At 75.3% G+C, this 18,732-nt stretch carries 16 protein-coding genes; 11 read left to right on the forward strand and 5 right to left on the reverse strand.

Annotation, left to right across the window (positions count from 1 at the left end):
* Positions 1-88: 88 nt before the first annotated feature.
* Complete coding sequence (locus tag ACFV04_RS21340; RefSeq protein WP_380345957.1) at positions 89-946, reverse strand: GNAT family N-acetyltransferase; 858 nt, start codon at positions 944-946, stop codon at positions 89-91.
* Positions 947-1,201: 255 nt separating this feature from the next.
* Between ACFV04_RS21340 and ACFV04_RS21345 the strand changes: the two genes are divergently transcribed.
* The 8 genes from ACFV04_RS21345 to ACFV04_RS21380 all read left to right on the forward strand — a co-directional run bounded on the left by ACFV04_RS21345 (position 1,202) and on the right by ACFV04_RS21380 (position 10,319).
* Positions 1,202-2,107 carry a RimK family alpha-L-glutamate ligase gene (locus ACFV04_RS21345; RefSeq protein WP_380345959.1) on the forward strand — a complete coding sequence of 302 codons (906 nt, stop codon included), beginning with the start codon at positions 1,202-1,204 and terminating at the stop codon, positions 2,105-2,107.
* Positions 2,104-2,934, forward strand: coding sequence for a RimK family alpha-L-glutamate ligase (locus ACFV04_RS21350; protein WP_380531153.1), 831 nt, complete (start codon positions 2,104-2,106; stop codon positions 2,932-2,934). Before ACFV04_RS21345 ends, ACFV04_RS21350 begins: the two co-directional genes overlap by 4 nt.
* Positions 2,935-3,120: 186 nt before the next feature.
* On the forward strand, positions 3,121-3,972 hold the full coding sequence (locus ACFV04_RS21355; RefSeq protein ID WP_380531156.1) for a putative RNA methyltransferase: 852 nt from the start codon (positions 3,121-3,123) through the stop codon (positions 3,970-3,972).
* 250 nt (positions 3,973-4,222) lie between these two features.
* A complete protein-coding gene (locus ACFV04_RS21360) occupies positions 4,223-5,680 on the forward strand; it encodes an AAA family ATPase (RefSeq protein WP_380531159.1) in 1,458 nt (485 codons plus the stop codon).
* Positions 5,677-6,066: a nucleotide pyrophosphohydrolase gene (locus ACFV04_RS21365; protein WP_380531162.1), complete on the forward strand. Its 390-nt coding sequence runs from the start codon at positions 5,677-5,679 to the stop codon at positions 6,064-6,066. Before ACFV04_RS21360 ends, ACFV04_RS21365 begins: the two co-directional genes overlap by 4 nt.
* Positions 6,067-6,221: 155 nt before the next feature.
* On the forward strand, positions 6,222-6,962 hold the full coding sequence (locus ACFV04_RS21370; RefSeq protein WP_380531165.1) for a DUF6099 family protein: 741 nt from the start codon (positions 6,222-6,224) through the stop codon (positions 6,960-6,962).
* A 739-nt stretch (positions 6,963-7,701) separates the two neighbouring features.
* Entirely contained in the window at positions 7,702-9,867 is a 2,166-nt protein-coding gene (gene helR, locus ACFV04_RS21375) for an RNA polymerase recycling motor ATPase HelR (RefSeq protein WP_380531168.1), read from the forward strand.
* A 143-nt stretch (positions 9,868-10,010) separates the two neighbouring features.
* A complete protein-coding gene (locus ACFV04_RS21380) occupies positions 10,011-10,319 on the forward strand; it encodes a DUF6087 family protein (protein ID WP_380345974.1) in 309 nt (102 codons plus the stop codon).
* A gap of 66 nt (positions 10,320-10,385) precedes the next feature.
* Here ACFV04_RS21380 and dapD read toward each other — a convergent pair whose 3' ends face one another.
* The gene (gene dapD / locus ACFV04_RS21385) at positions 10,386-11,390 is read right to left on the reverse strand and encodes a 2,3,4,5-tetrahydropyridine-2,6-dicarboxylate N-succinyltransferase (protein WP_380345975.1); all 1,005 of its coding nucleotides are present in this window, start codon (positions 11,388-11,390) and stop codon (positions 10,386-10,388) included.
* A gap of 141 nt (positions 11,391-11,531) precedes the next feature.
* Between dapD and ACFV04_RS21390 the strand changes: the two genes are divergently transcribed.
* The 3 genes from ACFV04_RS21390 to argF all read left to right on the forward strand — a co-directional run bounded on the left by ACFV04_RS21390 (position 11,532) and on the right by argF (position 17,116).
* Positions 11,532-13,283 (forward strand): 3' terminal RNA ribose 2'-O-methyltransferase Hen1, encoded by a 1,752-nt coding sequence (locus ACFV04_RS21390; protein WP_380531172.1) that lies wholly within the window; start codon positions 11,532-11,534, stop codon positions 13,281-13,283.
* Complete coding sequence (locus ACFV04_RS21395; RefSeq protein WP_380531175.1) at positions 13,280-15,883, forward strand: polynucleotide kinase-phosphatase; 2,604 nt, start codon at positions 13,280-13,282, stop codon at positions 15,881-15,883. The genes ACFV04_RS21390 and ACFV04_RS21395 overlap by 4 nt, the downstream gene beginning before the upstream one ends.
* 231 nt (positions 15,884-16,114) lie before the next feature.
* The gene (argF, locus tag ACFV04_RS21400) at positions 16,115-17,116 is read left to right on the forward strand and encodes an ornithine carbamoyltransferase (protein WP_360265404.1); all 1,002 of its coding nucleotides are present in this window, start codon (positions 16,115-16,117) and stop codon (positions 17,114-17,116) included.
* A 118-nt stretch (positions 17,117-17,234) separates the two neighbouring features.
* Here the strand turns inward: argF and ACFV04_RS21405 are convergent, their stop codons facing one another.
* From ACFV04_RS21405 to ACFV04_RS21415, 3 genes are all read right to left on the reverse strand, one after another.
* Positions 17,235-17,768 (reverse strand): superoxide dismutase family protein, encoded by a 534-nt coding sequence (locus ACFV04_RS21405; RefSeq protein ID WP_380531178.1) that lies wholly within the window; start codon positions 17,766-17,768, stop codon positions 17,235-17,237.
* A gap of 93 nt (positions 17,769-17,861) precedes the next feature.
* Positions 17,862-18,272 (reverse strand): type II toxin-antitoxin system VapC family toxin, encoded by a 411-nt coding sequence (locus tag ACFV04_RS21410; RefSeq protein ID WP_380531180.1) that lies wholly within the window; start codon positions 18,270-18,272, stop codon positions 17,862-17,864.
* A 92-nt stretch (positions 18,273-18,364) separates the two neighbouring features.
* On the reverse strand, positions 18,365-18,712 hold the full coding sequence (locus ACFV04_RS21415; protein ID WP_380531183.1) for a hypothetical protein: 348 nt from the start codon (positions 18,710-18,712) through the stop codon (positions 18,365-18,367).
* Positions 18,713-18,732: the final 20 nt, after the last annotated feature.

Below are 18,732 nucleotides of genomic sequence, written 5' to 3' on the forward strand. Positions count from 1 at the left end.
CCGTCCTCCCGGTCCTCCCGGTCCTTCCCGTACTCCCGGCCCCTGGCGTCGGAGCGCGCCGGACGCGCTCCGGCGCGCTCGACGGGCCCTACGCCTCCGGGGCGGCGGGCTCCGCGATCAGGGCCGTCGCGAACGGGCGGAAGCCCGCCCGGCGGTAGATCCGGGCGACGTCCTCGTCGGCGGCGGACAGGAACACCGTCCGTACGCCGCCCGCCCGGGCGTGCGCGACCAGCGCCGCCGTGACCGCGAGGCCCAGGCCGCGCCGGCGGGCGGAGGGCAGGGTGCCCACCCCGACCACCTCGCCGACCGGGCCCACCGGGTTGTACTGGCCCGCGCACAGGGCGTCGCCGCCGTCCAGTGCGGCGGCCAGCACGGTGGTGCCGTCGGTGATCCGCCGCGCGATCCGCGCCACCCCGCCGTCGGCCGTCAAGGTCGCCGCGCTCGCGGCCAGCTCGGTCGCTCCGGCCGGGCCGACGGCGGTGCCGGGTGCGCCGAAGGCCACGTGCGGGACGGCCGCCGCCGCCGCCAGCTCGGACGCGTCCGCGCCCAGCACCCGGACCTCGACGCGCTCCGGCAGTTCGGGCGCGGGCGCGGGTTCGTCCTGCGGGCCCAGCACCAGCAGCGGGTGCTCGTGCACGGTCAGGCCCGCTGCCTCGACCGCCGCGCGCAGCTCGGGGTTCTGCTCGGCCACCCACTCGAAGGCCTCCGGCGCACCCAGCTCGCGCTGCCGGTCCAGCACGCGGCGGACATCGTCGGCGGTGGCGGCCGGACCGGCGTGGCCGGGCGTCGGGCGCGCGTAGTAGTGCCAGCCGGTCTCGCCCTCGCGGACGAACAGGGTCAGGGGGCCGAAGTCCTCGGCGCGGGCGGCGCTGCGCGGTGCGGCGTCGTAGTAGCGCTCGATCTCGTCGAGCAGCGGGCGGTCAGGTGCATGATCGGCAGGAGTCACGGCGTGCATCCAAGCAGGGGGGCGGTCGGTCTGCCACCGATTTGCGCGCCGGTCCGGCCGGTCGGGCGCCGGTCCGGCCGGCCGGTGGTGGCCGCCGGGGTCGGGAGCCCGCGCTCCGGGCGCGGATTGTTGCCGAACGCTTACCGGTCCGCTGCGATCTTGTGCGGCCACAGAGTGCATGCTGATGCTTTTGCAGCTCTGCCGAGGGGGACGGCGGACGTCTGCACTCGGCGAGGCAAGGGGGAAGACAGGCCCATGAGGCTCTGCTTTCTGGTGGAGGAACACTACCGGCACGACGGCATGCCGCTCGACGTGGCGCGGCAGCTCACCGCGTGGGGGCACCGCGTGGACGTGCTGCGCCCCGGGGACTCGCTGCTGGCGATCTCCGAGGAGGTCCGGGCCGGCAGCCACGACGCGTGGGTGCTCAAGACCGTCTCCGGCGGACCCGGGCTGACCCTGCTGGAGGCGGCCGCCGCCGTCGGACTCACCACGGTGAACGACGTGCGCTCGATCCGCGGCGTCCGGGACAAGGCGCTCGCCGCGGTGATCGGCCGCACCCGCGGGCTGCCCGTCCCGGTGACGTACGCGGCCGCCCGGTGGGAGCGGCTGGCGGAGATCCCGGCCGCCGAGTACCCGTTGGTGGTCAAGCCCGCCGACGGCAGCTCCGGGCGCGCCGTCCGGCTGGTGCGCAGCCCGGACCACCTGATGGAGGTCGGGCCCGAGCTGGCCGGGGAGGGGCTGCTGATCGCGCAGCCGTACGTGCCGAACTCCGGTACCGACCTCAAGGTGTACTGCGTCGACGGCGAGCTCTTCGCGACGGAACGTTCCTCCCCGCTGCACCCCGGGCAGGGCGTGCGGGAGCGGCAGGTGCCGCTGCCGGGGAGCGTCGCACGGATCGTGGCGCAGGTCGGCGAGGTGTTCGGGCTCGACCTGTTCGGGGTCGACGTGCTGCTCGGTCCGGACGGGCCGGTGGTGGTCGACATCAACGACTTCCCGAGCTTCCGGCAGGTGCCGGACGCGGTGGCGCGGGTCGCCCGGGCTGTCCTGCGGCTCGCGCGCAGCGGAACGGCCGTCTCGGTGCCCGGCGAGCCCGCCGCGCTGGTGTCCGCGGGTGGGGCGGCGTACGGACAGCTGGGCTTCGGTGACGGGGAGTTGCTGTGAGGGTAGGGCTGATCGCCGGCGACCCGGGACACCCGGTGCTGGCGGCGACCGCCGCGCTGCTGGTGGAGCGCGGGCACGAGGTGCGGGCCGTTGCGCCCACCGGGCTGGCGGGCGCGCTCGCGGACGTCTACCTGCTCAAGGCCCGTACGCCCGGAGCGCTGGCGCTGGCCCGCGACCTGGAGGGCCGCGGCGTGCCGGTGGTCAACTCGGCGGCGGCGACCGAGCTCTGCCAGGACCGGGTGCGGATGGCCGACCTCGCGCGCTCCGCCGGGCTGCCGTTCGCGGCGACGGTCGACGCCGGGCTGCTGGGCGAACTCACCGCCCCCGGCGATCCGTTCGTCGTCAAGAGCCGGCACAGCAGACGGCACGACCTGGTCGCGCGGGTCGACGGGCCGGCCCGGCTGCGCGAACTCGCCGAACACTGGGCCGAGGAGCCCGTCGTCACCCAGCCGTTCGTCCCCGGGACCGGCTGGGACCAGAAGCTGTGGGTGATCGACGGGCAGGTGTTCGCCGCCCGGCGGCGGTCCGAACTCGCCAGCGGGCCGGGGGAGCCGGGGCGGTCGGCGGACTGGGAGCCGTCCGCCGAGCGGGCCGGGCTCGCGCTGCGCGTCGGTGAGGTGTTCGGACTCGACGTGTACGGGGTCGACCTGCTGGACGGGCCGGCCGAGCCCGTCATCGTGGACGTCAACGCCTTCCCCGGGGTCCGCGGGCGGCCCGGCGCGCCCGAGGCGCTCGCCGCGCTCGCGCTGCGGGTCGCGGCGGCGCGGGGTGACGCGGAGCAGGGTACGGCGGACCGGGTGGCGGTGGGCCCGGTCGCGGTGGAGTAGCGGCGGCGGCCGTCGGGGCGGCGCGTCGGCCCGGCCCGGCCCGGGGCGGCCCGGGGCGGTGGGTCGGGCGGGGTGCGGGTCGGTCGGCGGGGCGGGTCGGGTCGGTCGGCGCGGCCGGGCGGGGCGGGTCGTTAGGCTGACAGGCGCCCCGACCGGCCGGGGCGTACGGCGAGAGAAGACGGAACGTTGCTGCAGGACATCGAGCGCTACCTGGCCTGCCCCCTCTGCGCGCAGGCCCTCACCCGGCACGACCGCAGCCTGCGCTGCCCCGCCGGGCACAGCTTCGACCTCGCCAAGCAGGGCTACGTCAGCCTCCTCGCCGGCGACGCCCACACCGGCACCGGAGACACCGCCGAGATGGTCGCGGCCCGCGCGGACTTCCTCGCCGCCGGGCACTACCGTCCCATCGCGGACGCCCTCGCCGGAGCCGCCGCCGGAGCCGCCGCCGAGGCGCCCGCCGACGAGCCCGACGGACTGGTCGCCGACCTCGGCGCCGGCACCGGGCACTACCTGGCCCACGTCCTCGACGCCCTGCCCGACCGGGTCGGCGCCGCCCTGGACATCTCCAAGTACGCGCTGCGGCGCGCCGCCAAGGCGCACCCGCGGATCGGGGCCGTCGTCTGCGACGCCTGGCGTCCGCTGCCGCTGCGCGACGCCTCCGCCGAGCTGATGCTCAACGTCTTCGCCCCGCGCAACGGGCCCGAGATCCGCCGGGTGCTGCGCCCCGGTGGCACCCTGCTGCTGGTCTCCCCCACCGCCCGGCACCTGCGCGAACTGGTGGACGCGCTGGGGCTGCTGTCGGTGGACGAGGAGAAGCAGCGGCGGATCGACGAGAAGCTCGGGCCGTACCTGACGTCGGCCGGGCGGCGGGAGGTCGAGTTCACCCTGCGGCTCGGTGCCCAGGACGTGCGGACCGTCGTCGGCATGGGGCCCAGCGCCTGGCACACCGACCCGGAGCGGCTCGGCGCCGCGCTCGCGGGGCTGCCGGACCCGGTCGAGGTGACCGCCTCGGTGACGGTGGCCGCGTACCGGCGCTGAGCGCGCGGGGAGACCCAGGGCACTTCGGGGTGCGCGCGGGTGTTCCGGGGTACTCGGGGGGTGCTCCGGGCGCGGGTGGAGGGCCGGTCAGCGGGTCGGGGTGGGGCGCCACGTTGGGATGAATCTGCCGTGCAGGCACGTTTCTGCCGATCGGTCGGAGGCTAACGTCCGACGGGTGAACCGCGACGCCACCAGGCCCGCAGGGCCGGCCCCCCTCCGACCGGGCGCCCCGGAGCCCGACCGGTCGCCCGTGCCACGCCCCACCGTCGAGGAGCTCCGGCTCACCTCGTTCAAGTCCTACCGGCGCGCGGTCCTGCCGCTCGCGCCCCTCACGGTGCTGCACGGGCCCGCCGGGGTCGGCAAGTCCAACGCCCTCGACGCGCTGGCGGTGCTGTCCCGGCTCGCGCTCGGCGAGGAGATCACCGACTCGCTGGACGGGCTGCCCGACCGCGCCGGTCCGCTCGCCCAGCCCGTCCGGGGCGGCCTCGACGGCTGCGTCCCGCACGGCCGGGACGCGATCATCCTCGGCTGCACCGTCCGCTCCCCGCACGGCCGGATCCGGCTCGACGTGGTGATCCGCACCGACGGCCCGGTCCGGATCGCCCGGGAATCGCTCACCCTCGACGGCCGGACCCTGGTGGACACCGGCGAGCAGGACCTCCGCAGCCGGCGGGTCAACGTCTGCTGGCACAACGACACCCGGCAGGGCGACATCCGGGCGCCCTTCCCCAGCGGCACCATGATCACCGCGCAGCTGCCGCTGCGGGTCGCCGGCTCGTCGGCCGGCGAGTGCCTGGTCCTGGCCGCCGCCGAGGACCTGCTCACCGCCCTGCGCGAGGTCTTCCCGCTGCACCCCGTGCCCGCCCTGATGCGCGGCTGGGCCCCGGCCGACCCGCAGGCCCGGCTGCGCGGCAACGCCGCCAACATCTCCGCCGTCATCGCCCGTCTGGGCAACGAGTGCCCGCGCCGGTACGGGCAGCTCCTGCGGGTCGTCCAGTCCGCGGCGCCGTACCCGCTGCTCGGGCTCACGGTGGCCGAGCGCGGGAGCGACGCGGTCACGCGGCGCGTCCTGGCCGTCTTCGACGAGGGCGTCCTCGGGCGCACCGGGGCCGACCAGGCCTCCGACGGGATGCTGCGTCACCTCGCCTTCGCCGCGGTGCTGCTGACCGGGGCCGGGGTGCTCGACCTCGACGTGGCCGCCGAGGTGCCGTGGGCGCACCGACAGCTCATCGTGCTGGCCGAGGACCTGGGGGCCGGGCTCTCCACCGAGCAGACCGCCTCGCTGCTGCGGCTGGCCCGGGAGATGGCGGAGCGCAGCCAGCTGCGGGTGGTGGCGGCGCTGCAGGAGCCGGCGGCGGTGCGGGAGGTGCTGGGCGGCGCGGGCGACGGGCGGTCGGCCGAGGGGTGGCCGGGCGGGGAGCGGCCGGGTGAGGGGCCGTCGGGAGCGGGGCCGTCGGGCGGTGAGCGGCCGGGCGAGGGGCCGTCGGGCGGCCCGAGGCCGGCTGGGGTGGTGGTGGTCGAGTGTCGGCGCGACCCGGATTCGGGGTTCACGGTGCTGCGGCCGGAGACGGCCAGGGTGCCGGCCCAGGGCGGGCGGGGGGAGGGCGCCGACGGGACCGCGGAGGGGGAGCGGCCGGGGGCGGAGGCGTCGGTGACGGAGGGGGCCGGGCCCGCGTCGGACGGCGATGGGGTAGACCTGGAGGGGTGAGCGAACGAGTGACGGGACCGGGGGAGCCGACCCTGGAGGCCCTGCAGCAGCGACTGGTGGACTTCGCGGCGGCCCGGCGGTGGGAGCCCTTCCACACGCCGAAGAACCTGGCGGCGGCGCTGAGCGTGGAGGCCGGGGAGCTGCTGGAGATCTTCCAGTGGCTGACGCCCGAACAAGCGGCCGAGGTGATGTCCGAGCCGGAGCGCGCGCACCGGGTGCGGGACGAGGTGGCCGACGTGCTGGCGTACCTGCTGCAGTTCTGCACGGCGGTCGGGGTGGACCCGCTGGAGGCGCTCGCGGCCAAGATCGAGCGGAACGAGCAGCGCTTCCCGGTGCCGGACGGATCGGTCGACGTCAACCCGGATGTGGACGACCAACCCTTGTGAGGGATGGAAGTTATCCACAACCTCGGGGTTTTCCACAGCTCCTGACAAGCCGGATGCGGGTACCCGCGCCTTCTCGCACGCTGTCGCCGTGACCACCCGGCCGCCCCTCCCGGCGGCCGGGGCGACGGCGACAGCGAGCGAGAGGAGCGGTGGCCATGGAGGCGCTGCGACTGATCAGGACGGCCCGGCACGCCCTGGCCGAGGCCAGGCACGTACCCGATGTGCTGGCCGAGGCGCGGCAGGCCGCGCTGCTCACCGAGGCGATGGGCGCCCGGTTGGCGGAGTCCGAGGACGAGGAGTTCACCGGGCTGGGCCAGCAGCTCTCCGAGGCCGGGGCGCACGCGGCGGTCTGCCTGGACCGCTCCCTCGCCCGGGCCGCCTTGGTCGGCGGCGGCCGGGCCGCGCGCCTCACCGGACTCGGGGAGCTGGCGCCGGCTCTGGGGGCGCTGGACGGGTTGCTGCAGGAGGTCGGGGAGACGCTCGTGGTGCTGGCCTGCGGCGCCGACACCGAGAGCCTCTACTGGACGTGCATCGACGGCGTCGACGCGGTGTCGGAGTGCAAGGACCTGGCCGGGCGGCTGTGGGACGCGGCGGGCCGGGCCGGGGGAGCGGGGAGCACGGCGCCGGTGTCGGGCGGCGCGGAGACCGAACGGGCGGACTGCGGTTCGCCGTTACTCGTCCGGCTCGACCCACCGGGCGGCGAAGGGGCGGCGGGCGGCGGCCGTCCGCCGGGCGAAGCCGGCCCGCCGGAATCCACCGGACTGCCGGATGCCGTCGGCCCGCCGGACGTCGTCGGCCCCCCGGGTGAGGGCGGGCCGACGGATCGGGAGCAGGCGGACCACTACCGGGTGCCCGGTGCGGCCGGGGCGCCGGAGCTGTCCGTGCCGGTCGGGTAGGCGGTGGCGCCGGCGTCCAGGGCGCCGGAGGACTGCAACGCGGCGAGATCCGCGGTGACCGAGGCGAGCAGTTCCTGTATCTGCTCCAGCAGGCGCTTGGAGGCGCCGGGCCCGGCCCAGGCACCGTCGCCCGAGCCCGTGGGGCTGCTCGGGAGTTGCGGCGTGGCGGATGGTTCGGACGTGGCGGCACTTCGTCGGATCGGTGGTGCGGCGTGAAGCGGCCGACGGTGGCTCGGCCCGTGCGGCGGTGGCGGTGGCTGCCCGGCCACCGGGTGCACGCCCGCCTCGGCACCCAACGAACCATCCCGGCGGCCGTCACCTGGCACCACCCGATGCGGTCCGACTCCGGTGCGGCGTAAGCCTCCCGGGTGAGCCGGGGTTGCCGCTGCGGCGCGGGCTGGGCCGGGCGCGGACGGCCGACTGCGGATCGCCGACTGCTGACTGGAGACCGCCGACTGGGGCTGCTGACCGGGGACCGCCGCCCGGGGCTGCCGACCCCGCCGCCCGGGCCGCCGGAGCAGGAGGCGCCGAGGACGAACGGAGCGGGCACTTCGACACGGCGCAACGGCGCCGGAGGGCACGGAACGGCGCCGTGCGGGCGACGGAAGGAGATCCGGAAGAGGGCGGAGAAGGGGGAGTACCCACCCCTTGCCACTCTCAACGTATAGCGCACGGGGGGTCTTGCGGCAAGGCCCCCGTGGTGGCGCACAATCGCAGGCCTCAGATCGGAGCTGATGCCATGACCCCCCTGACCACCAGCGCGTTCGACCTTCCCGACCGCCTCGCCGCCAAGGCCGACCCGGCGCTGATCGGCGGCGACGAGCGGCACTTCGAGGCCGTCGCGGGGAGCCTCGAACAGTCGATCACCGAGCTGTCCGACCGTCTCGACACCCTGCGCCGGGCGCCGGGCGGCCTCGGCCGGGAGGCGATGGACCGGGACATCGAGGTCCACCGGCTGACCGGCCGCCTGCGCGCCCTGCGCCGCTTCGGACTGGACCTCTGCCTCGGACACGTCGTCGCCGCGGACGACCCCGAGCCGGTGTACATCGGGCGGCTCGGGCTCACCGACAGCGAGGGGCGCCGGTTGCTGGTCGACTGGCGTTCCCCGGCGGCCGAGCCGTTCTTCGCGGCGACCCACGCCGACCCGATGGGGCTGGTGAGCCGCCGCAGGTACCGCTGGACCGGCGGGCGGATCAGCGATTACTGGGACGAGGTGTTCACCGCCGAGGCCCTGGAGGGGCACGCCGCACTGGACGACCAGTCCGCGTTCATCGCCGGCCTGAGCGGCAACCGCTCGGCCCGGATGCGGGACGTGCTGGCCACCATCCAGTCCGACCAGGACGCCATCATCCGGGCCGGGTCCCGCGGCGCCCTCGTGGTCGACGGCGGCCCGGGCACCGGCAAGACCGTCGTCGCGCTGCACCGCTCCGCCTACCTGCTGTACTCCGATCCGCGGCTCGGCCACCGGCGCGGCGGCGTGCTGTTCGTCGGCCCGCACCAGCCGTACCTGGCCTACGTCGCCGACGTCCTGCCCAGCCTCGGCGAGGAGGGCGTGCGGACCTGCACCGTGCGGGACCTCGTCGCCGAAGGGGCGGGCGCGCGGGCCGAGGCCGATCCGGAGGTGGCCCGGCTGAAGTCCTCGGTCGCCATGGTGGAGGCGGTCGAGAAGGCCGTTCGGTTCTACGAGGAGCCGCCCACCGAGGGGATGGCTGTCACCACGCACTGGTCCGACCTCTGGCTGAGCGCCTCGGACTGGTCCGACGCGTTCGCCGCACCGGACCCGGGCACCCCGCACAACGAGGCGCGCGAGCAGATCTGGGAGGAGCTCGCCACGATCCTGCTGGAGAAGCTGGAGGTGGACGAGGACGAGGACGGGGTCTCGCCCGAGCTGTTCCTCCGCTCGCTGCGGCAGGACCGGGAGCTGGTGGAGACCCTCAACCGCGCGTGGCCGCTGCTCGAAGCCGCCGACCTGGTCGGCGATCTCTGGTCGGTGCCCGCCTACCTGCGGATGTGCGCGCCCGGGCTCGACCCCGAGGAGGTCCGCAAGCTGCAGCGAAGGGACGCGCCGCAGGACTGGACGGTGTCCGACCTGCCGCTCCTGGACGCCGCCCGGCAGCGGCTCGGCGACCCGGAGGCGGCCCGGCGGCAGCGGCGGCGCGAGGCTGCGGTCGCCGCCGAACGCGCCCGCATGGCCGATGTCATCGGCGACCTGCTCCAGGCCGATGACGACGGGGAGGGCGCGGTGACGATGCTGCGCGGACGGGACCTCCAGGACACCCTGGTCGACGAGACCGCCCTGCCCGTCGCCGACCCCGAGCCGCTGGCCGGCCCGTTCGCGCACATCGTCGTGGACGAGGCCCAGGAACTGACCGACGCGGAGTGGCAGATGCTGCTCCTGCGCTGCCCGTCCCGGAGCTTCACCATCGTCGGGGACCGCGCGCAGGCCAGGCACAGCTTCACGGAGTCCTGGCAGGAGCGGCTGGAGCGGATCGGGCTCGACCGGGCGGCGGTGGCCTCGCTGAGCATCAACTACCGGACACCGGAGGAGGTCATGGCGGAGGCCGAGCCCGCCATCCGGGCCGCGCTGCCGGACGCCAACGTGCCGACTTCCGTCCGCAGCAGCGGCATCCCCGTCGCGCACGGGTCCGTGACGGAGCTGGACGCGGTCCTGGACGGCTGGCTCGCCGAGCACGCCGAGGGGGTCGCCTGCGTGATCGGTGCACCGGACTTCCGGGCCCGGCCCCGGGTCCGGTCACTGACTCCGGAGCTGTCGAAGGGCCTCGAGTTCGACCTGGTCGTCCTGGTCGATCCGGAGGCGTTCGGCGAGGGCGTCGAGGGAGCCGTCGACCGCTACGTCGCGATGACCCGGGCGACCCAGCGGCTCGTGGTCCTCAGGAGTTCGTGACGAGGAAGGAGGGGAGGAAGCGGGGCCGGACGGGGAGAGGCACGGGAGCGGCCGGGAGGCCACGACGGCAGGGCCGGAACGCCCGTCCCCCGGTCGAGTGACGCGGGTGTCCGTCGACGGCGCCCGGAGGCCAGACTGGAGCGATGGACGAGGAGGAACCGCTGGCGTCGTGGGCGGCCAGGCGGGAGCAACGGCTGCGGCCGGTCGGGCAGTTGCGGGCCGTGCCGCTCGCGCACGGGCGGCACCGCGGTGCTCATGTGGCGCCGGGCGAGCCGAGGCTCATCCTGCGCTGGGACGGCTACCAGTGGCTGCCGGAGACGGTGGCCGAGGACTACGCCGTCGCGCAGCGGATCCTGCACGGGATCGAGGGCGACGGCCTGCTGCGCCCGGCTCACCGGGGGCAGCGGCCGAGGAAGGCGCCGGGACGCCACCGCAAGCCCCGGGAGGTGTGAGGAGGCGCCACGCGAGCGGGGCCCGGCGCCACCCGGCGCCGGACCCCGACCGTCGCTGCCCGCAGGTCAGTTGTGGGCGTGCAGGTCCGCGTTCAGACCGCCCCAGGAGCCGGAGCGGGCGATGACCTCGACCGCGCCGGTCTGCGAGTTGCGGCGGAACAGCAGGTTGTCCTGGCCGGACAGCTCGACGGCCTTGGCCACCGTGCCGTCCGGGGTGGTGACCCGGGTGCCGGCGGTGACGTAGAGGCCGGCCTCGACCACGCAGTCGCTGCCGAGCGAGATGCCGATGCCCGCGTTGGCGCCGAGCAGGCAGCGCTCGCCGACCGAGACGACCTGCTTGCCGCCGCCGGACAGGGTGCCCATGATCGAGGCGCCGCCGCCGATGTCGCTGTGGTCGCCGACGACGACGCCCGCGCTGATCCGGCCCTCGACCATGGAGGTGCCCAGCGTGCCGGCGTTGAAGTTGACGAAGCCCTCGTGCATCACGGTGGTGCCGGCGGCCAGGTGGGCGCCGAGCCGGACGCGGTCGGCGTGGGCGATGCGCACACCGGTCGGGGCGACGTAGTCGGTCATCCGCGGGAACTTGTCGACGCCGTACACGGCCAGCTGGCCGCCCTGGGCGCGCACCGCGAGGCGGGCCTGCTCGACCTTGTCCACCGGGACGGGGCCGATGCTGGTCCATGCGACGTTGGCCAGTAGGCCGAAGATGCCGTCCAGGTTCTGGCCGTGCGGCTTGACCAGACGGTGGCTCAGCAGGTGCAGGCGCAGGTACACGTCGTGGGTGTCGAGCGGCTTCTCGTCCAGCGAGGCGATGGTGGTGCGCACGGCGACCACCTCGACGCCGCGGCGCGCGTCGGCGCGCAGCGCCTCGGCCGCGCCGGTGCCGAGCTCGGCCTCGGCCTGCTCGGCGGTCAGGCGGACGGTGCCGGCCGGGCCGGGCTCGGTGGCCAGGACGGGGGCGGGGAACCAGGTGTCGAGAACGGTGCCGTCGGCGGCGATGGTGGCCAGGCCGGTGGCCACGGCGCCGTTCGCCGAGGAGGTGGATTCGAGCGAGGTGGATTCAGCAGTCACATCGTGCACGTTAACCAATGCGGGGCCCCACTGCCGAACACGCCCACCGTGCGGACGCGCCCGGCGGACGTCCCGGCGACCGGGGCGCGGGGTGGGAAAACCCGGTGCTCAGGGCTCCGCCGCTGGGCAATACTTCGGCGGGTGTTCATGTCGATCTCCACCACCGGCAGCGCCGAGGACCCGGCCACGGATCTCGGGTTCCTGCTGCACAAGCACCCCGGCAAGGTCCAGCGGTTCACGACGTCGCACGGCGAGGCCCACGTCTTCTACCCCGAGGCGGGGGACGAGGCCTGCACGGCGGCGTTGCTGCTGGACATCGACCCGGTCGCGCTGGTCCGCAAGGGCCGGGGCGACGGCAGGGGCCGTGGCGGCTCGCCCGACTTCGCGCTCGCCCAGTACGTCAACGACCGGCCGTACGCCGCGTCCTCGCTGCTCGCGGTGGCGCTGCGGACGGTGTTCCGGTCCGCGATGAAGGGCGCCTGCCCGGCCCGGCCCGAACTGCCGGGGCGGGCCCGCCCGCTGCGGATCGAGCTGCCCGCCGTGCCCGCGAACGGCGCGGGCGAGGGCGGCGGCCCGGCGATGGTTGCCCGGCTGTTCGAGCCGCTGGGCTGGCGGGTCGAGGCGACGACGATCCCGCTGGACGAGGCGTTCCCGGAGTGGGGCGACTCCCGGTACGTGCGGATCGGGCTCGCCTCCGACACCGTCCGGCTCGCCGACGCGCTCCAGCAGCTGTACGTGCTGCTCCCGGTGCTGGACGGCGCCAAGCACTACTGGGTCGCCCCGGACGAGGTGGACAAGCTGCTCGCCGCGGGCGAGGGCTGGCTGGCCGCCCACCCGGAGCGCGGCCTGATCACCCGTCGCTACCTCGCCCGGCGCTGGTCGCTGACCCGGGCCGCGATGGAACGCCTGGAGCTGGCCCGGCTGGCGGAGGCGGACGACCGCGAGGTCGAGGAGATCGACAACGCGGTCGACGACCGGCCCGCAGAGGAGTTCGGGCAGGAGCCGGGGCAGGTGGCCGGGCGGGAGCCCGGCGAGCCGGACGGCGGCGGGAGCGGCGAGGGGGACGGCGGCGCGCACGCGGAGCCGGAGCTGCCCCGCGTACCGTCCCTGGCCGAGCAGCGCCGCACCGCGATCCTCGACGCCCTGCGCGAGACCGGCGCCGCCCGCGTCGCCGACCTCGGCTGCGGTCAGGGCGAGCTGATCGGCGCCCTGCTGAAGGACGCCCGGTTCACCGAGATCCTCGGCGTGGACGTGTCCGTGCGGGCCCTGCGGGCGGCGAACCGCAAACTGCGCCTGGAGCGCCTGCCGGAGCGGCAGGCGGCCCGGGTGACGCTGGCGCAGGGTGCGCTGACGTACACCGACGCCCGGTTGAAGGGCTACGACGCGGCGGTGCTGTGCGAGGTGATCGAACACCTGGACCTACCGCGGCTGCCCGCCCTGGAGTACGCCGTGTTCGGGGCCGCCCGGCCGCGGGCCGTCGTGGTCACCACGCCGAACGCCGAGTACAACGTCCGCTGGGAGACCCTGCCGGCGGGCAGCGTCCGGCACGCCGACCACCGCTTCGAGTGGTCCCGCGCGGAGTTCCGTGCCTGGGCCGGGAAGGTCGCGGCGGCCTACGGTTACACGGTGGTGCTGCGCCCGGTCGGCCCGTACGACGAGGAGGTCGGGGCACCGACCCAGCTCGCCCTGTTCACCACCGCCACCGAGCCGGCGCCCGTCGCCCAGCCGACCACCACCACCGAACCCGAGCCGACCACCGTCGACCCGACCACCGCCACCGAACCCGAGCCGACCACCGTCGACCCGGCCCCCGTCACCGAACCCGAGCCGACCGCCACCGACCCGACCCCCGCCACCGACCCGACGACGCCCGAAGGAGGCGAACCCCGATGACCGACGCCGCAGCCGACGAGACCACCGAGAGCACAGCCCCGCGCCGCCTCCCCGTCACCGACGTCTCCCTCGTCGTCCTGATCGGCACCAGCGGCTCGGGCAAGTCCACCTTCGCCCGCCGCCACTTCCTGCCGACCCAGGTCGTCTCCTCCGACTTCTGCCGCGGTCTGGTCGCCGACGACGAGAACGACCAGTCCGCCTCCGCCGAGGCCTTCGACCTCCTGCACTACATCGTCGGCAAGCGACTGGCGGCCGGGCGGCTGACCGTCGTGGACGCCACCAACGTCCAGCCGGAGGCGCGCCGCCAGCTGGTCAGGATCGCCCGCGAGCACGACGTGCTGCCGATCGCGATCGTCCTGGACGTCCCGCCGGGGGTGTGCGCCGAGCGCAACCGCACCCGTCCGGACCGCCAGTTGCCCGCCCACGTCGTCCCGCGGCAGAACCGCGAGCTGCGCCGTTCCCTGCGCGGCCTGGAGCGCGAGGGCTTCCGCAAGGTGCACGTCCTGCGCGGCGAGGCCGAGGTGGTGTCGGCCGAGATCGAGACGGAGAAGCGCTACAACGACCTGCGTCACCTCACCGGCCCGTTCGACATCGTGGGTGACATCCACGGCTGCCGCTCGGAGCTGGAGACCCTGCTGACCCGCCTCGGCTACGCCCTCACCCGGGACGCCGAGGGCCGTCCGGTGGACGCCGAGCACCCGGCGGGCCGCACCGCCGTCTTCGTCGGCGACCTGGTCGACCGCGGCCCCGACACCCCAGGGGTGCTGCGCCTGGTGATGGGCATGGTGGCGGCGGGCCACGCGATCTGCGTGCCCGGGAACCACGAGAACAAGCTCGGCCGCGCGATGGACGGCAAGAAGGTCACCGTCTCGCACGGCCTGCAGGAGTCGCTGGACCAGCTGGCGGGGGAGTCCGAGGAGTTCAGGGCCGAGGTGCGCGCCTTCATGCGCGGCCTGGTCAGCCACTACCTGCTGGACGGCGGCGCGCTGGTGGTCTGCCACGCCGGTCTGCCGGAGAAGTACCACGGCCGGAACTCGGGCCGGGTCCGCTCGCACGCGCTGTACGGGGAGACCACTGGTGAGACCGACGAGTACGGCCTGCCGGTGCGCTACCCGTGGGCGGAGGAGTACCGCGGCCGGGCACTGGTGGTCTACGGCCACACCCCGGTGCCGACCGCGAGCTTCGTCAACAACACCATCTGCCTGGACACCGGCTGCGTCTTCGGCGGCAGCCTGACCGCGCTGCGCTACCCGGAGCGCGAGCTGGTGGGCGTCGAGGCCGAGCGCGAGTGGTACGCCCCGGTGCGTCCGATGATCACGGACGCGCCGGGCGCCCGCGAGGGCCGTCCGCTGGACCTCGCCGACGTCGCCGGGCGCCGGATCGTCGAGACCGGCCTGCACGGGCGGGTCGCCGTCCGGGAGGAGAACGCGGCGGCCGCGCTGGAGGTGATGAGCCGCTTCGCGCTGGACCCGCGGCTGCTCGCCTACCTGCCGCCGACCATGGCGCCGAGTGCGACCTCCCGCCGGGACGGCTACCTGGAGCACCCGGAGGAGGCCTTCCTGGCCTACCGCGCGGACGGCGTGCGGCACCTGGTGTGCGAGGAGAAGCACATGGGTTCGCGCGCGGTGCTGCTGGTCGCCCGGGACGGTGCCGCACTGGAGCGCCGCTTCGGCGTGACGGGTCCGGGCGCGATCTGGACCCGCACCGGCCGCGCGTTCCTCAACGACGACGGGCTGACCGCCGCGGTGCTCGACCGGGTGCGGGCGGCCGCCGAGCGCGCCGGCCTCTTCGACGAGCTGGCCAGCGACTGGCTGCTGGTGGACGCCGAGCTGATGCCGTGGTCGCTGAAGGCGGTGGAGCTGCTGCGCCGTCAGTACGCGGCGGTCGGCGCGGCGGCGGGTGCGGCCCTGCCGGAGGTGCTGTCCGCCCTGGAGCGGGCGGCCGGGCGCGGCCTGGACCTGGCCGGGCTGACCGCCCGCCAGCGGCAGCGCTCCGCCGATGCGCGGGCGTTCACCGAGGCGTACCGGCGCTACTGCTGGCCGACCGAGGGGCTGTCGGGCATCCGGCTGGCGCCGTTCCAGCTGCTGGCCGCCGAGGGGGCGAACCTGGCGGTGCGCCCGCACGACGAGCACCTGGCCCGGATCGACCGCCTGGTGGCCGCCGACGACGGGGAGGAGCCCGTGCTGCACCGCACCGGCCGGGTCCTGGTGGACACCGAGGACGAGGCCTCGACGGCCGCTGCCACCGCCTGGTGGGAGGAGCTGACCGGGGCGGGCGGCGAGGGCATGGTGGTGAAGCCGCTGGCCTCGCTGGTGCGGACCTCGCGCGGCGAGGGCCGTCCGGGCGGGCTGGTGCAGCCCGGGGTGAAGGTGCGCGGCCGGGAGTACCTGCGGATCATCTACGGTCCGGACTACACCGAGCACCTGGACCGGCTGCGGCAGCGCGCGTTGGGCCACAAGCGCTCGCTGGCGTTGCGCGAGTACGCGCTGGGGCTGGAGGCGCTGGACCGGCTGGCGGCGGGGGAGCCGCTGTGGCGGGTGCACGAGCCGGTGTTCGCGGTGCTGGCGCTGGAGTCCGAGCCGGTCGACCCGCGTCTGTAGCGTCGACCCACGTGGCCCGTGGCACCGACCTGCGCGGCCCGTGGCGTCGACCTGCGCGGTCCGTGGCGTCGACCCGCGCCCGTTGGCGGCGGCATAGAGGCAGAGGCCGCCGGTGGAGGGGGAGTCCCGTCCGGGGCTCCCCCTCACTCGACTCACGTCTGTATAGAAATTCCAAGTATCGTATACACTTGCCAGCCTTCCCCCCTCGCCCCGTCACCCCAGGAGCCCGGTATGGCCTTCAACCTCCGGAACAGGCACTTCCTCAAGGAGCTCGACTTCACGCCCCAGGAGTTCCGCTTCCTGGTGGACCTCGCCGCCGGGCTCAAGGCGGCGAAGTACGCGGGCACCGAGCAGCCCCGGCTGCGTGGCAAGAACATCGCGCTGATCTTCGAGAAGACCTCCACCCGCACCCGCTGCGCCTTCGAGGTCGCCGCCCACGACCAGGGGGCCACCACGACCTACCTGGACCCGTCGGCCTCGCAGATCGGACACAAGGAGTCCATCAAGGACACCGCCCGGGTGCTCGGCCGGATGTTCGACGGCATCGAGTACCGCGGCCACGGCCAGGAGGTCGTCGAGGAGCTCGCGACGCACGCGGGTGTCCCGGTCTGGAACGGCCTCACCGACGAGTGGCACCCCACCCAGATGCTGGCCGACGTCCTCACCGTCACCGAGCACACCGTCAAGCCGCTGACCGACGTCGCGCTCGCCTACCTCGGCGACGCCCGGTCCAACATGGGCAACTCGCTGCTGGTGACCGGCGCGCTGCTCGGCATGGACGTCCGCATCGTCGCCCCCCGCGCGCTCTGGCCGACCGAGGACGTGCAGAAGTCGGCGCGGGCCCTGGCCGAGTCGACCGGTGCCCGGATCACCCTGACCGAGGACGTCGCCGGGGGCGTGGCCGGCGCGGACTTCCTCTACACCGACGTCTGGGTCTCGATGGGCGAGCCCAAGGAGGTCTGGGCCGAGCGGATCGAGATGCTCAAGCCGTACCAGGTCTCCATGGAGACCGTCCGGGCCACCGGCAACCCGGCCGTGAAGTTCCTGCACTGCCTGCCCGCGTTCCACGACCTCGGCACGGTGGTCGGGCGGCAGATGTACGAGGCGACCGGTATGACCGAGCTGGAGTGCACCGACGAGTTGTTCGAGTCGCCGCACTCCATCGTCTTCGACCAGGCCGAGAACCGCCTGCACACCATCAAGGCGGTCCTAGTCGCGACCCTCGGCTCCTGACGGGACCGCCGACGATCCGGAGATCCGACGATCCGGAGAACCAAAGGACCGGAGGGCTCACGCGGTCCCGGTCCCCGGAGGACACGCAGGACCCCGGGTCCCCGGAGGCCCCAGGGGCTCAGCGCTCCAGCTTGACGCAGGCCACCCGGTCGCCCGCCCCGTGCGGTCCGGCCGGGGTGCCGGCATGCAGCACCAGCGAGCGCGCCCCGCCCGGCCGCGGCTGCCAGGGCACCGCCGTGGTGGCGGTGCCGTCGCCGTGTCCGTCGGTGCGCAGCACCAGGCGCAGTTCGTTGCGCTCGTTGGCGTACGCCGGGTCGGTGGACGGCTGCACCGGGTCGACGGTGTCCTGGTAGTGCGGCCCGGAGGACGCCGGGTCGGCCCCGCAGCCGCCGGTGTGCAGGTGCGCCGGGAACTCGTGGTCGGGGGCGAGCCCGGACACCGTCAGGGTGAGCGCCGTCCGCCCGGGCACCGAGTGGTCGGTGACGACCCGGGCGTGCGAGCCGTACGGCACCAGGTCCTGCGCGTAGCTGACGGCGGCCGGTGGGACGAAGGCGGTGGCCGGGTCGAAGGCGGCCTCGACGACGGAGACCGGCGGGGCGGCGGGGGCGAGCAGGGCCAGCGGCAGCAGGGCGGCGGCGAGCGGAGCAGTCATCGGTCGGGCCTTCCACGGGCAGGGCGACGGTCACCCTGCTAACGGCGCCGGGCGGGGAAGGACACCGCCGCCGGTGACGGCGCCGACCCGGACTCAGGGGGCCGGTTCGCGCCGGATCCCGCGGATCTCGCAGCGCGGTCCGCTGGCCCGCATCAGCCGCAGGTCGGCGGTGACCAGCGGCGCCCCGTACCGCTCGGCGACGGCGACGTAGGCGGCGTCGTCCGGGGTCAGGTTGTCCTTGAGCTCCCAGATCCGTCCGAGCAGCGGCGCCACCTCGACCTTGCGGATCGCCACGGCGGCCAGTTCGCGGGTGAGTTCGGTGACCCGGTCGGCGGTCAGCTCCTTGGCCAGGTAGAGGCCGCGCAGCGACTGCATCACCTCGACCACGATGTGTTCGGGCGCCGCCCAGTCGCCGTCGGCGGCGAGTTCGGCCCGGGCCGCGGCGCCGCGCGGGCCCTCGTCGGCCAGCGCCAGCACCAGTGCGGACGCGTCCACCACGATCATCGGAGGCCCCCTCTGCCTGTCACGTCACGGGCCACCGTACCCGGAGTCGTATCCGGAGCCGGACCGGGTGGCGACGGGGCGCCGGCGGCGGCTCAGCGTCCGAGCAGGAATCCGGCGAGCACCGAGGCGGCGTTGGCGGTGGCGGAGGCGGCCCAGGGGAGCGCGGTGCGCGCCGACAGCCCGGTGAGCGGGGCGAGCAGGGCGCCCTCGGCGAGGCAGACGGCGGCCTCGCCGAGCCCGAAGGCGGTCCAGTACGCTGCGGCGGGCCCGGCGGCGTACGGCCGCAGGGCCCACCAGAGCAGTGGGTGCGTCGCCAGGTTGACGAGGACGGCGGCTCCGGCCGCCCGGGACGGCCGCACGCCGCCGGCCCGGGTGAGCGCGACGGTGTAGACGGGGACCTCGACCAGCAGGGTCAGGGCCAGGGCGAGGACGTAGGGCACGGCGGGGATCGTGCCACGGG

The organism is Kitasatospora sp. NPDC059599 (assembly GCF_042735125.1).
Lineage (GTDB): Bacteria > Actinomycetota > Actinomycetes > Streptomycetales > Streptomycetaceae > Kitasatospora.

What these genes read in the sequence shown, in the direction of transcription:
- ACFV04_RS21405 (WP_380531178.1), bottom strand. Translation starts at nt 17,768, where the DNA reads ATGACTGCTCCGCTCGCCGCCGCCCTGCTGCCGCTGGCCCTGCTCGCC.
- ACFV04_RS21345 (WP_380345959.1), top strand. Translation starts at nt 1,202, where the DNA reads ATGAGGCTCTGCTTTCTGGTGGAGGAACACTACCGGCACGACGGCATG.
- ACFV04_RS21410 (WP_380531180.1), bottom strand. Translation starts at nt 18,272, where the DNA reads ATGATCGTGGTGGACGCGTCCGCACTGGTGCTGGCGCTGGCCGACGAG.
- helR (WP_380531168.1), top strand. Translation starts at nt 7,702, where the DNA reads ATGACCCCCCTGACCACCAGCGCGTTCGACCTTCCCGACCGCCTCGCC.
- ACFV04_RS21370 (WP_380531165.1), top strand. Translation starts at nt 6,222, where the DNA reads ATGGAGGCGCTGCGACTGATCAGGACGGCCCGGCACGCCCTGGCCGAG.
- argF (WP_360265404.1), top strand. Translation starts at nt 16,115, where the DNA reads ATGGCCTTCAACCTCCGGAACAGGCACTTCCTCAAGGAGCTCGACTTC.
- ACFV04_RS21380 (WP_380345974.1), top strand. Translation starts at nt 10,011, where the DNA reads ATGGACGAGGAGGAACCGCTGGCGTCGTGGGCGGCCAGGCGGGAGCAA.
- ACFV04_RS21395 (WP_380531175.1), top strand. Translation starts at nt 13,280, where the DNA reads ATGACCGACGCCGCAGCCGACGAGACCACCGAGAGCACAGCCCCGCGC.